The organism is Desulfosporosinus acidiphilus SJ4, from assembly GCF_000255115.2.
Taxonomy (GTDB): Bacteria; Bacillota; Desulfitobacteriia; order Desulfitobacteriales; family Desulfitobacteriaceae; genus Desulfosporosinus; species Desulfosporosinus acidiphilus.
Genome location: NC_018068.1, coordinates 3,882,948 through 3,895,957, shown reverse-complemented (window position 1 = coordinate 3,895,957; position 13,010 = coordinate 3,882,948). Strand labels below are relative to the sequence as shown.

12 protein-coding genes are annotated in these 13,010 nt (G+C 42.8%); 10 read left to right on the top strand and 2 right to left on the bottom strand.

Annotated features, from left to right (window positions below):
* Nucleotide 1: 1 nt before the first annotated feature.
* From gcvPA to pduL, 6 genes are all read left to right on the top strand, one after another.
* A complete protein-coding gene (gene gcvPA / locus DESACI_RS17825; RefSeq protein WP_014828601.1) occupies nt 2–1,342 on the top strand; it encodes an aminomethyl-transferring glycine dehydrogenase subunit GcvPA in 1,341 nt (446 codons plus the stop codon).
* Entirely contained in the window at nt 1,339–2,799 is a 1,461-nt protein-coding gene (gcvPB, locus tag DESACI_RS17820) for an aminomethyl-transferring glycine dehydrogenase subunit GcvPB (protein ID WP_014828600.1), read from the top strand. Before gcvPA ends, gcvPB begins: the two co-directional genes overlap by 4 nt.
* Nucleotides 2,800–3,334: 535 nt before the next feature.
* The gene (lipS1, locus tag DESACI_RS17810) at nt 3,335–4,216 is read left to right on the top strand and encodes a LipS1 family lipoyl synthase (protein WP_014828598.1); all 882 of its coding nucleotides are present in this window, start codon (nt 3,335–3,337) and stop codon (nt 4,214–4,216) included.
* Entirely contained in the window at nt 4,213–5,196 is a 984-nt protein-coding gene (lipS2, locus tag DESACI_RS17805; protein ID WP_014828597.1) for a LipS2 family lipoyl synthase, read from the top strand. The genes lipS1 and lipS2 overlap by 4 nt, the downstream gene beginning before the upstream one ends.
* Before the next feature lie 42 nt (nt 5,197–5,238).
* Nucleotides 5,239–6,051, top strand: coding sequence for a lipoate--protein ligase family protein (locus DESACI_RS17800; protein ID WP_041276605.1), 813 nt, complete (start codon nt 5,239–5,241; stop codon nt 6,049–6,051).
* Nucleotides 6,052–6,219: 168 nt separating this feature from the next.
* The gene (gene pduL / locus DESACI_RS17795) at nt 6,220–6,798 is read left to right on the top strand and encodes a phosphate propanoyltransferase (RefSeq protein ID WP_014828595.1); all 579 of its coding nucleotides are present in this window, start codon (nt 6,220–6,222) and stop codon (nt 6,796–6,798) included.
* Between the two features lie 195 nt (nt 6,799–6,993).
* Here pduL and DESACI_RS17790 read toward each other — a convergent pair whose 3' ends face one another.
* Nucleotides 6,994–8,085: a CgeB family protein gene (locus tag DESACI_RS17790; protein ID WP_014828594.1), complete on the bottom strand. Its 1,092-nt coding sequence runs from the start codon at nt 8,083–8,085 to the stop codon at nt 6,994–6,996.
* A gap of 271 nt (nt 8,086–8,356) precedes the next feature.
* Between DESACI_RS17790 and DESACI_RS17785 the strand changes: the two genes are divergently transcribed.
* Complete coding sequence (locus DESACI_RS17785; protein ID WP_014827402.1) at nt 8,357–9,721, top strand: ISNCY-like element ISDsac1 family transposase; 1,365 nt, start codon at nt 8,357–8,359, stop codon at nt 9,719–9,721.
* Nucleotides 9,722–9,818: 97 nt separating this feature from the next.
* Here the strand turns inward: DESACI_RS17785 and DESACI_RS17780 are convergent, their stop codons facing one another.
* Nucleotides 9,819–10,265 (bottom strand): hypothetical protein, encoded by a 447-nt coding sequence (locus DESACI_RS17780; protein WP_207643901.1) that lies wholly within the window; start codon nt 10,263–10,265, stop codon nt 9,819–9,821.
* A 325-nt stretch (nt 10,266–10,590) separates the two neighbouring features.
* On the opposite strand from DESACI_RS17780, the gene DESACI_RS17775 reads away from it, so the two are divergent.
* The 3 genes from DESACI_RS17775 to DESACI_RS17765 all read left to right on the top strand — a co-directional run bounded on the left by DESACI_RS17775 (nt 10,591) and on the right by DESACI_RS17765 (nt 12,928).
* Nucleotides 10,591–11,265: a TraR/DksA C4-type zinc finger protein gene (locus DESACI_RS17775; RefSeq protein ID WP_041276603.1), complete on the top strand. Its 675-nt coding sequence runs from the start codon at nt 10,591–10,593 to the stop codon at nt 11,263–11,265.
* An 86-nt stretch (nt 11,266–11,351) separates the two neighbouring features.
* Nucleotides 11,352–11,837 carry a signal peptidase II gene (lspA, locus tag DESACI_RS17770; RefSeq protein WP_014828591.1) on the top strand — a complete coding sequence of 162 codons (486 nt, stop codon included), beginning with the start codon at nt 11,352–11,354 and terminating at the stop codon, nt 11,835–11,837.
* An 89-nt stretch (nt 11,838–11,926) separates the two neighbouring features.
* Nucleotides 11,927–12,928, top strand: a complete 1,002-nt coding sequence (locus tag DESACI_RS17765; RefSeq protein WP_427846734.1) for an RluA family pseudouridine synthase — start codon at nt 11,927–11,929, stop codon at nt 12,926–12,928.
* Nucleotides 12,929–13,010 lie beyond the last annotated feature (82 nt).

Below are 13,010 nucleotides of genomic sequence, written 5' to 3'. Positions count from 1 at the left end.
AATGAACTTCGTACCAAATACGGACAGCCAAAAAGAGCGACTTTTAGCCCGTATTGGGGTTAAGTCCGTCGAAGACCTTTTTGCCGATGTACCTCAAGAAGTTCGCTTAAAACGATCACTGGATATTCCAGGGGGAATGTCTGAACAAGAATTAGTAAAGCATGTTAAAGGGTTGGCGGGGAAAAATAAGACTGTGGAAGAATACAGTTCCTTTTTAGGCGCAGGAGCTTACGAACATTATATTCCCAGTTTTGTTGATCAATTGTTACTGCGCTCTGAGTTCTATACGGCGTATACCCCTTATCAGCCGGAGATCTCTCAGGGGACTCTGCAAGCAATTTATGAATACCAGACTTTGGTCTGTGAATTGACGGGAATGGATGTTGCCAATGCCTCCATGTATGATGGAGCTTCGGCCTTAGCTGAAGCAGCCCTTATGACTTGCGATGCCACCAGGAGAAACAAAGTCTTAGTCACGCAGACAGTACATCCGGAATATCGCGAAGTTCTCAGAACATATTTGCCGCCCCGGGGGGTGGAGTTGATCGAAATTCCGTCTAAAGATGGAATCACTGATCTTGAGGCCTTGGGAGCTCAGCTTCAAGAAGGTGTTGCAGGTGTCCTTATTCAAAATCCGAATTTCTTTGGCAATATTGAAGAGGCTGAGGAAATCACCAACCTTGTCCATGAACATGGGGCCCTCGAGGTAATGACTGTTAATCCGGTGTCGTTGGGTCTGCTGAAGAATCCGGGAGAATGCGGAGCGGATATTGTTGTCGGGGAAGGTCAAGCTTTTGGAAATCCTCTTAATTTCGGCGGCCCATATTTAGGTTTCTTGGCTTGTCGGGACAAGTATGTACGAAGAATGCCGGGACGGATAGTGGGAGCAACGACTGACAAAAGCGGGCGGAAAGGTTATGTTTTAACTCTGCAAGCCCGAGAACAGCATATTCGAAGGGAAAAGGCTACTTCCAATATTTGTTCCAATGAGGCGCTCTGCGCACTGGCGTTTACTATGCATTTAAGTGCTCTCGGCAAAAATGGCGTTACAGAGTTGGCCTATATTAATTTACAGAATGCTCATTATGCAGCCCGGGAGATTGTCAAAATTCCCGGAATGAGTTTAGCATTCCAACGTCCTTTCTTCCATGAGTTTGTAGTAAAAACGACACTTGAACCTTCTAAGATCAACGATGCACTTTTAAAGGATCGAATTATCGGCGGATTGGATCTGGCGCGCTTCTATCCTGAACTAGACCATCACCTTCTCTTCTGTGTTACGGAGACTAAGTGTAAAGCTGAGATTGACCGGCTTGTGGCCAGATTGGGGGAAATCCAATGAAATCGCTAGAACCTTTAATTTTTGAACTTAGTGCCAGCGGCCGGAATGCAGTCAGCTTGCCTAAATGTGGAGTTCCGGAGATTCCTGTAGAAATGTTGATTCCCGAGCATATGCTTACTCAGCAGGAACCCCAACTCCCGGAAGTGTCAGAGGTTGATGTTGTCCGTCACTTTACGCGTCTTTCAACCTTCAACCATGGTGTGGATACCGGATTTTACCCATTGGGGTCGTGCACTATGAAGTATAACCCTAAGGTTAATGAAACTCTGGCTCGTTTGCCCGGGTTTACCTCCCTTCATCCATACCAACCGGAGGCCCTGACTCAGGGAGCCTTACAGCTCATGGCCGAACTCCAGCAAGATCTTTGTGAGCTGGCAGGGATGGATGGATTTACGCTCCAGCCTGCTGCAGGCGCTCATGGCGAAATGACCGGGATGCTGATCATTAAAGCCTATCATGAGCACCGAAAGGATAAGAAACGAACCAAGGTCATCGTTCCGGACTCGGCGCATGGGACCAATCCAGCCACTGCGGCGATGGCTGGTTACGATATCATTCAAGTACCATCCACTGAACGCGGTGGAGTTGATCTAGAGGCCTTAAAAAAGGTTGTCAACGATGAAGTAGCTGCGTTAATGTTGACGAATCCCAATACAGTTGGCCTTTTTGATGAAAATATTTTGGAAATCACGAAACTTGTTCATGATGTCGGAGGGTTATTGTACTATGACGGCGCTAATACAAATGCGATCATGGGAATTGCTCGTCCTGGGGATATGGGTTTTGACGTCGTTCATCTTAATTTGCATAAGACATTTTCTACACCACACGGTGGAGGGGGACCCGGTGCTGGGCCTGTAGGTGTTAAAGAATTTTTATTGCCCTTCCTGCCGAAGCCTATCGTGGTTCAGAGCGATGATGGGACCTTTAAACTAGAAGATAATTTACCTCTTTCCATTGGAAGGGTTCGCTCCTTTTATGCTAATTTTGCAGTGTTGGTCAGGGCTTATGCTTATATTAGAGGATTGGGAGGAGAAGGGCTTAAGACAGCGTCTGAAAACGCAGTGCTTAATGCCAATTATTTAATGCAAATCCTCAAAGAGCATTATTACCTTCCTTTTGACCGTACTTGCAAGCATGAATTTGTGATTACTCCAAAGAACTTGAAGTCCACAGGAGTCCATACCTTAGATATAGCAAAACGCTTACTGGACTATGGTTATCATCCGCCAACAATATATTTCCCGATGATTGTTGAAGAGGCAATGATGATCGAACCTACAGAATCAGAAAGTGCGGAAACCCTGGATGAATTTGCCCGAGTTCTTATTAAAATCGCCGAAGAAGCACGTGAAGATGCTGACTTGGTCAAGAATGCTCCGCATACAACAAGGGTTACTCGTCTGGATGAAGTGGCAGCGGTGAGAAAACCGGATTTGCGTTATCGGAATAAGTAAACACTGTGTGAATTGTTCTTAGACAAGGCCAACTATAAATGCCGCTCATTCGGGCGGCTTTTTTCCCACTGTCAGATCCATGCCGCTAGGCGGGCCATCGGATGATGTCGGGTCAGGCAGCCTCGCCCACACCGTTCACCCAACATTCCGAGGCTGGCCCACTCGATTGCGCGGGAGCTACGCCGAACCATAGGGTAGTACCTGATGTGAACCACGGCTTCGCTTACCCCACGCAACCTTCGTGGGCTTTACCGCCTCTCCATGAAATGGGTTCACTCTTGTGGGCGAAGCTGCCTTTCTTTCGGGTCTATAGTGTTTGGGGCAGTTTTTCTGAGAGTATAGTTTTTGGTTGCAAGGTATGAACAGTGAGAAGAGACCGCCTGCGGAGACTCATAGAAGCCTAATTCGTGCGAAGACAGTGTCTTCGAGCGCCGGTTATGTTTTCTTTAAATGCTCATTAAGCTTGCCAAAGCTGCAAACTGAATTGAGTCCTTAGTGTTCGCCAAGTTATAGAAAATTAAGTGAGGATGAAGAGATGGAGCAAGAAGATCGTGTGAGTCTGATACAGCAGGCCTGGGAGGTAAGACGGGGGAATTTTGAAAACGAAATCTATTTTGATTATCCGACTCAGACGGAGAGTATCACTCTTACCGGCCGCTCCTGTGCTCTCAATTGCGCCCATTGCGGCGGGCATTATCTGAAAGCGATGCGAAGTGTGGAAGAGATCCAAGTTTATGAGGCCCTGAATCACAATTATCCATTTCGCAGTGCGCTCATCAGCGGCGGTTGTACGCCGGAGGGTAAGGTACCTTTCCCTGATCAGTTAGAATTTCTGCGCAAGCTCAAACATGATGTGCGCTTAAATTTTCACGTTGGGTTATTAAACAAGCAAGAAATTTCTTTACTCAAAGGTTTAGCGGATGTTATTTCTTTTGACTTCGTAGCAGATCGGGAAACGATTCGTGAAGTTTATGGCTTGGATTATGGACTGGAAGACTATCGGCGTGTTTTTCTAGCCCTTCAGCAAGTATTGCCGGTGATGCCCCATGTGACTCTGGGATTAAAAGGAGGAGAGTGGTGCGGAGAAGAAGCGGCTCTGGAAGCACTATCTGAATTAAACATTGATGGTCTGATTTTTAATGTATTTATCCCAACTCCCGGAACCCGGTATGCTGACAAACAGCCGCTGCCGGTTGAGGAAGTTATTCATTTCCTGGCTAAAGCGAGAATTAGGTTTCCTAAGCTCCCTTTAGTTTTGGGCTGCATGCGTCCCAAGGGAAGATACCGGCAAAGGCTGGATGAAGCTGCGGTGGAAATAGGTTTAAATCGCTTGGTTATGCCAACTCCGGGTGCCCGGCGAAAAGCAGAGGAGTTACAACTTAAGGTTATACGCGGTGAGGAGTGTTGTGCCTTATGATACGATGTTCTTTGGGGACAGCTAAAGTCTTGGGCTTAAAAAAGGTTAAGGTAGATGTCCTGCCGACAACCGCCTATCTGATGGTGGGAGAACGATGCCGGTTTAATTGTGCCTTCTGTGCGCAAGCACGGGAGAGCGGTGCTCGGGCAGACCTGCTTTCGCGAGTGAGCTGGCCGGACTACTCGAAAGAGGTGCTTCTTAAAGGGCTGCATACTTCAAATACAAATAATGCTCTGCAGCGAATTTGTTTTCAAGTGGTTCAAGACAAGGAGGCGTTAGCCGAGACGAAAAGTCTGGTTAAAACAGTACAGTCGGTAACTCAATTGCCCATCTGTGTGTCGGCGGGACCGCGAAGCATTGAAGAGGTGAAGGAGCTTTTGAATCTTGGGGTTGACCATGTAAGTATTGCCCTTGATGCAGCAACTCCTGAGATTTATGCCCGCAGTAAAGATGGGTCCTGGGAGGAGCGATTGAATCTCCTCAGTGAGTCTGCAGAAATGTTTCCCGGGCGTATGGCAACTCATCTTATCGTTGGTTTAGGGGAACGTGAAGAAGATATGATTCATTGTCTCCAGACCCTCTATGATCGAGGTGTGACGGTGGCCTTATTCGCTTTTACTCCAGTGAGAGGAACGAGAATGGAAGGAATTTCTCAGCCTGAGATAAGTCATTATCGACGAATACAGGTCGCTCACGATTTGATCCGGAATCAATTAGGGCGGTGTGAGGAGTTTACGTTTAAACAAGGCCGTTTAATGAGTTATGGGACCTCTGTTCTTGAACTGGAAGGGAAAAGGGGAGGTATACCTTTTCAAACGTCTGGCTGCACTGGCTGCAATCGCCCTTATTATAACGAAATACCCGGAGAGGAGCTTTACAACTATCCGAGATCGCTGACTCAGGGTGAAATTGAACGGGCTTGGACACAAGTTCGTGAAGGTTTAATGGATATAGTAGAGAACGGGGACCACTCCCACTAATAGTAGTGGGAGTCCTACGATTGAATGAAAGTGGGTGATCTTATGAATTTATGGCGCTATCTGCCCTATGCGGTGGCCTCAGGTGCTGAGAATATGGCCATTGATGAGGCGTTATTAAAGACCATGGTTGAGACTCCAAATCCTCAGCCGCTTCTGCGTTTTTATGGCTGGAATCCGGCGGCCTTATCTCTAGGCTATGCTCAATATTACGAACGGGAAGTTGATGAAAGGGCATGCAGGAAAGAGGGAATTGACATTGTTCGGCGACCCACGGGGGGGAGGGCAGTCTTGCATCAATATGAACTGACCTATAGTGTCATCTCCCCGGAAAACAACCCTAATGTCTCCGGCACAATTACAGAATCCTATTTGAAGATCAGTAAGGCCTTGTTAGAGGGATTTCAGGCCCTGGGGATACCGGCTGAGATGTCCCTTGGCGGGGCAGCCAAAGAAGCAACCTCTGCGGCATGTTTTGATGCTCCTTCTTGGTATGAACTTGTTGTGAACGGGAGGAAATTGGTGGGGAGCGCTCAGATGCGGAAAGAGGGGATGCTTTTGCAGCATGGGTCCATTCTGCTCCATTTTGATGCCGATCTTCTCTTTCGGCTTCTGAAATTCCCAAGTCAAGAGGTCCGAGAACGTTTGCTAAAGCGATTTAAAGCCAAAGCTTGTGCTTTGGATGAAGTTTGGCAACGGCCAATAGAACGAGAAGAGTTGGAAAAGGAGATTTGTTCAGGATTTCGCAGAGTCATGGGGATTGATTTCCTGCAAAGTGAATTAACAGAATCTGAGAGGCGTTTGATGCAAGAAATTCGTTCTAAATATCTTTCCGGTGATTGGACTAAAAAACGCTAGCTTTGGACCTGGATTAAATTCGCAAAATTTAAACTTAAATTTTGGCCCCTGGAATTGTGTCGTTTTTCAGCGAAAAGGAGTATACTATTAGACAGTGGATTTTACACATGAAAATTTTTTCGCATCGATGGATAGTTTCATTCGCGGTAATGGAGGGTGATAAATTCAATGGCTAGTTTTATGGTTCCGGTAGGTATTTCGAACCGGCACATTCATTTGTCTCAAGAACATATTGAGGAGCTTTTTGGTGCCGGTCATACTCTGACAAAAACAAAAGATCTGAGTCAGCCCGGTCAGTTTGCTTGTGAGGAAACGGTGACGATCATTGGTCCTAAAGGCTCTATGCCGGGAGTTCGTGTTTTGGGTCCGGCCAGAAAAGCGTCCCAAGTTGAATTGGCGGCTACCGACACTTTTAAATTAGGGGTTAAACCCCCGGTTCGCGATTCCGGAAAACTTGACAGCACTCCGGGGGTCGATGTTGAAGGTCCAAAAGGGAAAGTCCATCTCGATCAAGGGGTTATTATTGCTGCCCGTCATATTCATATGACGCCTGAAGATGCTCAGAAATATTCATTAAAGGATGGAGACCATGTTCGGGTAGTTGTTCCAGGCGTAAGGGGCGGAATCCTTGAACATGTTCTTATAAGAGTCAGTCCTAATTATGCTTTGGATATGCATATTGATACGGATGAAGGGAATGCTTTTAGTCTCTCGAATGGCATGCACTTAGAGGTTCTTTTGGATTAGGGGTATATCCCTGCTATTTGAACAAGTTTTATTGCTATTATTTCTGTATTGAATGAATCAAGTGAAGTATAATGAAAATGTTATTTTACTCAATGGATTTTTACGAACTTCGATGTTTAGTGTCGAAGTTCGTTATTTTTTTATCCATTCAAATTTTTAATCTCCTGGTGAGTGCAAATTCGAAAAGTAGGCTCGTTACTCTCCTAATTCAGTTGCTTTTACAATATTCATTATTTCTCTCAATCTTAAGTCATAGGTATGATATCTTTTAACAGTTTCAAAGCCGTTATTAGAAATTTCCTTTCGTTCTTTATCATGTAGCAAGTAGTATTTTATAATTTCTATCAAGTCTTGCAAATCTCTATAAATTATAAAATCAGTTCCTACTTTAAAATTATATTCTAAGCCTTTTTTATAATTTGTCAGTAAGAAACCACCTGCTCCTAAAACATCAAAGATTCTCAAAGGGAGCCCGCTTTCAACAAATGTTCGCGTTATATTCAAGTTGATTTTGGTTGATTTCATGATCTTTGGCATCGACTGATAATAGTCCGCATGTCCGAAGTAACTACTGGTATAATCCTTCCATAACTCATTTCCATATACTTTTACATTTTTATCCTTAAAGACTTCATTAATTATGGTTAAATAGATTATTCTTTCTTGAAATGATTGTTCTCTTCCTAATAAAAAGGATAGCTTTTCCTTTTCTCTTAGAAGTACAGCGCCTTGAATACGATAAGATGTTATTTCATTATTTATTTTATTTACAAGTTCTTGGGTGCAATCATCTTTTAGGTGAAAAAAGCTGATATCTTCATGTTGCTTTTGAATCAATCCGTCTATGTAATCGGATGTCTGATTCGTTAATGAGCCTTTAATATATTGGGAATATTCGCTCATGGTGAGATTTCCTATAAAACTAATATCACATTCATAAGCCTCCTTCTCATCATCACTGAGTCTGAGACTTGCAAGTCTATTAACATTTACCGCGATAGGCATGTAAAATATTTTTTTTAAACCCTTTGTTTTTAACCCTTCGACAATTTCTTCATCATACATAAAGATGTAATTCACATCATTTAGGGCTTCTTTTTGATATACAGTATATTGGGGAGTATCGACACACCACGAAATATATTTTTTCCTAATTTCAGTACATATTTCGGAGATTAGCGGATCAAAGTTAATCGTCATTACATAGTCGGGAAAGCTTTCTAGTATTGTCATTTTGAGACGTTCTTTATCAGCATTATTTGAAATAACTTTAACTTTATATCCCATATGGTTTAACGCTTCTTTACAGTCATCCCAGATATTATATCTGTCAAATAAAACAATGGTTTCTCTATTACTTACATTTGGGAGGTATTTCTTACTTAGATTCCCCTGAAAAACTAACCGATATTTTCAAAATGGCCAAAATAAAAGGAATTCCCAAGGATTTGGTAGAAATTTAGAAGTGACAAGCAACCAAATTCTACTACCCTTTTGGAGAATTCCTAGTTTTTAGATTCTCCAAGAGGGTGAAAAAATCCTTTCAGGGGGTCAAAAAATGTTACGTCTTCACAATGAGCAACTTACTATTTGGGATTTTGCTTTACCTGAGCAAGTTCTAGAACTAAGCAAGGAATTAAAGACTATCGATGAACTTCTGGATGATGAGAAATTTATGCGGCCTTTCCTTTCTCGTTGGAATATACGTATTGGCCGACCGACAGTTCCTGTCGAAACCTTTCTTCGTCTCATGTACCTTAAGTTCCGTTATGAGTTTGGTTATGAAACTCTCGTTGCAGAGGTTAGTGACAGCATTAAATGGCGTCGCTTTTGTCGAATTAACTTAGATGCGACAGTTCCTCATAGTACGACCTTGATTAAACTGACTCAAAAGTATGGAGAAGACATCGTTGAACAGCTTAATGAAGCTCTCGTTGTTAAGGCTTCTCAAGACAAGATTACTCGGAGCCGGAGACTTCGCACGGACACAACGGTGACGGAATCCAATATTCATTACCCTACGGATGCTCAGCTCTTGGCCGATGCTATTAAATCGATAACACGCCAAGCTCAAAGCCTTCGAGAAACTGCGGGTTCGACGATGCCCAAGATGATTGAACGCTGTCGTTCAGCGAAGAAGCGAATTTTGGAAATCGGTAAAACACTTAAGCGGCGTAATCATCAGGCTGTTGAAGAAGTTCGTAAGATTACCGATAAATTAGTTGATAAAGCCATTGAAACTATGACTAACGCCCATCAGATTATGGATAAAGCCGAAGAAGCTCTAGGCGAGCAGATGAGCAACACTACAAAACGCAAGATTGAGAAACTCGATAAGGTCATAGTCACCGCCGACAAAATTGTGAATCAAACACTAAAAGTCAACGGCGGAAACACCCACATTTCGAATCGAGTGATTAGTCTTCATGATCCAGATGCACGGCCGATTCAAAAAGGGAAATTAAAGAGTCCGACAGAGTTTGGCTATAAAACAGAGATCACAGAAAATGAAGACCGCATTATAACCGATTATAAAGTTCATGTTGGAAATCCTAGTGATGACAGTCTTTTGGTAGAAACTGTTAAACGTCATATTTCTAAAACAGGAAAAGTGCCATATTCAATCGCTACCGACAGAGGTTACAGCAGCGGTAAGAACCAAAAAGAACTGACTGACCTAGGAATCAAACGAATATCGATGCCTAAAAAGGGCAAGAAGAGTAAAGCACAGGCATCTCACGAAAAGCAGAGATGGTTCCGACGATTGCAAGCTTGGAGAGCTGGCGGAGAAGGTACCATAAGCATTTTGAAACGGAAATATGGTCTAGGGAGAAGTCTGTCCCGAGGCCACCAAGGTGTAAGTACCTGGGTGGGATTTGGGATATTAACCTACAATTTGAGACGAATAGCGGCCCTGATTTAGAGGAAACCGAGAAATGGCAAGGGGTATTTGAGTATAAAGCTTAAAAACTATGTTGTTTCCAGACGAGTTTAAAACGAGTATTTTTTAACCGACTTTTTCAGGGGAATCTACTTAGATAATTAAGTACTTCAATATAGAAATGACTATTATAGCAAGTAATATTTTTGTTATTGACGATTTCATAGTCCGAAAGCGTTAGTTTTTTATACTCATCTCCAAACAAAAATTTGATATTTTTGATTTTCAAAACAGAATTTAATTCATTTGAACTCAAAATTATATTATAAAATTCTTTATCTGGCTCAATAACGTAGATGTAATTATTTGTATTTTTTGCCAAGTATTCTAGCTCATATCCCAATCCTAACCCTAATAAGATTAAGTTTTCATTACTGTTAAAATTAAGATTTGATAAACTAATTTTATCCTTAGGTTTATACTTGGAATATGCATATATAAATTCACTATTACTATTTTCTATTTTGCAAGTTAAATTATTATCTTTAGCTTTTTCAATAATTATATTCATTTTTTGTTGTGCCACCTCTATTATTTGCATGGAATTTATTAGATTATCCGAATTGTTCTCATACTCATAATTATAGTTCATTTAACTTTACCCAGCTAGTACTTCTAATTAACAAAATTTATACTAATTTTCAGCAAGAAACGCTTAAATCAAAGAAGAAATTGAAGAGGATATTGAAAAAGTTTCTCGTGTAAAGAGTCATTCACCAGGGAACACTATTGTCACCTCAATAATTATAAACTCAGTTTATTTGCCAATAATAAACTGGTCATTTGGAGGATCATTTTTGCGAGGAGGTAAATTTACACAAGAATTAAAATTATTAGGAAGGGGAAGCGAGATGGATAATAAATCTCATTATATAAAATTGATTGAAACCTTACGAGCCGAAAAGCAAAGTTTAGCAGAGTCTGCGACGGAATTCCTTAACGGAGATATGAGAGAGTCTTTAGGTGAGCTGTCAGTGGCCGATAATCATCCGGCAGATATTGCTACTGAAGTATATCAGCGTTCACAGGATGTGGCCTACCATGACCGTTCTGTGCACAGGATGGAAGCCATTGATGCAGCTTTAGCGCGTTTTGAAGAAGGTAAGTACGGGATTTGTGAATCCTGCGGCCAAGAGATTCCCTATGAACGTCTTGAGCTAATGCCCTATACTACTGTCTGTACACGATGCAGTCGTGAAGAAGAGAAAGAGGAGCAGCATTCCCTGCATCGTCAGCCTGTTGAAGATGAAATTCTAAACCGACCCTTTTCGCGAACGTTTAATGATGGCACAGACCGGGTAGAGTTCGATGGTGAAGATGCCTGGCAGGCTGTGGCACGCTACGGGACGTCAGATTCGCTTCAGGATCTTGGGACCAATCGAGATATTTCAGATCCCAATCAGTTGTATGAGGATTCAGATGAAACCATAGGTGCCGTGGAATTTATAGAAACGTTTGAGACCGGACGGGAACGGTTAGACCGAAATAATACAATTCATTACAGCGAAGATCATGGACGCACTTAAAAGGCAACAAAGCAAGAGCTAAGGAATTACATTTGCTCTCCCTTGAGCCCTGTGTTAAGATGAGAAAAAACAGGGAGGTTAAACGCTTGTTAGTCTGGCTTGCCATGATTGGCGTATGGATCGTTGATCGCTTGTTAAAAGTGTTAATTCAGAAGAACTTTGTACCGGGTGAATCACTGAAGGTCATCCCTAAGATATTCCATATCACCTATGTTCTCAACCCAGGAGCGGCCTTTGGCTTAATGGCTGGTCGGACCTGGGTTTTTGTTGTTACCGCCCTGGTTGTCGTAGGCGGGGTGATTTATGGACAATTTCGCATTCCAAAAAAAGAAGTGCTTCTGCGCTTAGCGATTGGGATGATTGGGGGAGGAGCCCTGGGAAATTTATATGATCGTTTGTTTATTGGCCGAGTTGTGGATTATATTGACTTTCAAATTTGGCCCTATGTTTTTAACTTTGCCGACAGTATGATCGTTGTTGGAGTTGGCCTGCTTATGCTTAAGTTATATTGGGAAGAAAAAGATCACAAAGATGTGGAAAAGGAGCTTAACGCCAGCAGTACTCAGGAATAATCGCTCTAAGGAGTTCTAGGTCATTAACGAAGGTCCTGACTTATTGCGGAATAACGCTGTTTTGCAAGATAGAATTTGGAATTTGGAATTTGGAATTTGGAATTTGGGGAGTAGACGTGGAAAAAGTTTTCGAATCAGAACAAGTGAATGATGAAATTGATGAAGAAATCAATGAAGCCATAAATGAAGCGGAAACCTTAGAATTTGAATTATCCGAAGGACTCAGGCTGGATGTCGGGGTTACTAATGTTCTGGGAAAGAGCAGGTCTTTTGTGCAAGACCTCATTGCCAAAGAATGTATCAAAGTAAATGGGCTGAGCAAAAAGGGAAATTATAAAATTCGCAAGGGTGACAGAATCGAAGCGACAATTCCCATTCCTCGACCGGCAGCAGCTGAACCTGAAAATATTCCTCTGGATATTCTCTACGAGGATGACGATGTCTTAGTTGTCAACAAACCGCAAGGTATGGTAGTGCATCCCGCTCCCGGTGCTTGGACAGGAACTCTCGTCAATGCGTTATTATTCCACTGCCGTAATCTCTCAGGTATTAATGGGGTCTTGCGTCCGGGAATTGTTCATCGCATTGACAAGGATACATCGGGGATTTTGGTCGTGGCTAAGAATGATGAAGCTCATCAGAGCTTAGCTGCTCAACTAAAAGAACATAGTATGGAACGGTTTTATTTAGCTGTGGCCCACGGTGTGATTCATGAACCTTCAGGTACGGTAAATGCCCCAATTGGGCGTGATCCCTCGGACCGCAAGCGGATGGCTGTTGTCATGCATCATTCTAAAACAGCTGTAACTCATTACAAAGTCCTGGAACGTTATAAAGATGCAACTTATCTGGAAGTCCATCTCGAGACAGGGAGAACCCACCAAATTCGAGTTCATATGAATTATCTTAAGCATCCCATCGTGGGGGACCCGGTCTACGGCCCCTCGAAAAATAGATTTGGACTAAAAGGCCAACTGCTTCATGCGGCCCATTTAGGGTTTAAGCATCCACGAAGCGGGGAATGGATGAGGTTTGACACTGCTGTCCCCGAAGTCTTTGCGGATTTTCTTAAGAAATTAAGGAAGGATTGACATTTGGGCTAAGCTAAAGTAAACTTAAGGAAAGTTAAATGGCCTTTAAATGAAGTCCTGTGAGGCTTGGGAAGGCAGACGG

Bases quoted from the DNA above. Each gene is read 5' to 3' on its own strand.
- gcvPA (WP_014828601.1), top strand. From the start codon at position 2: ATGAACTTCGTACCAAATACGGACAGCCAAAAAGAGCGACTTTTAGCC.
- gcvPB (WP_014828600.1), top strand. From the start codon at position 1,339: ATGAAATCGCTAGAACCTTTAATTTTTGAACTTAGTGCCAGCGGCCGG.
- lipS1 (WP_014828598.1), top strand. From the start codon at position 3,335: ATGGAGCAAGAAGATCGTGTGAGTCTGATACAGCAGGCCTGGGAGGTA.
- lipS2 (WP_014828597.1), top strand. From the start codon at position 4,213: ATGATACGATGTTCTTTGGGGACAGCTAAAGTCTTGGGCTTAAAAAAG.
- DESACI_RS17800 (WP_041276605.1), top strand. From the start codon at position 5,239: ATGAATTTATGGCGCTATCTGCCCTATGCGGTGGCCTCAGGTGCTGAG.
- pduL (WP_014828595.1), top strand. From the start codon at position 6,220: ATGGCTAGTTTTATGGTTCCGGTAGGTATTTCGAACCGGCACATTCAT.
- DESACI_RS17790 (WP_014828594.1), bottom strand. From the start codon at position 8,085: ATGGGATATAAAGTTAAAGTTATTTCAAATAATGCTGATAAAGAACGT.
- DESACI_RS17785 (WP_014827402.1), top strand. From the start codon at position 8,357: ATGTTACGTCTTCACAATGAGCAACTTACTATTTGGGATTTTGCTTTA.
- DESACI_RS17775 (WP_041276603.1), top strand. From the start codon at position 10,591: ATGGATAATAAATCTCATTATATAAAATTGATTGAAACCTTACGAGCC.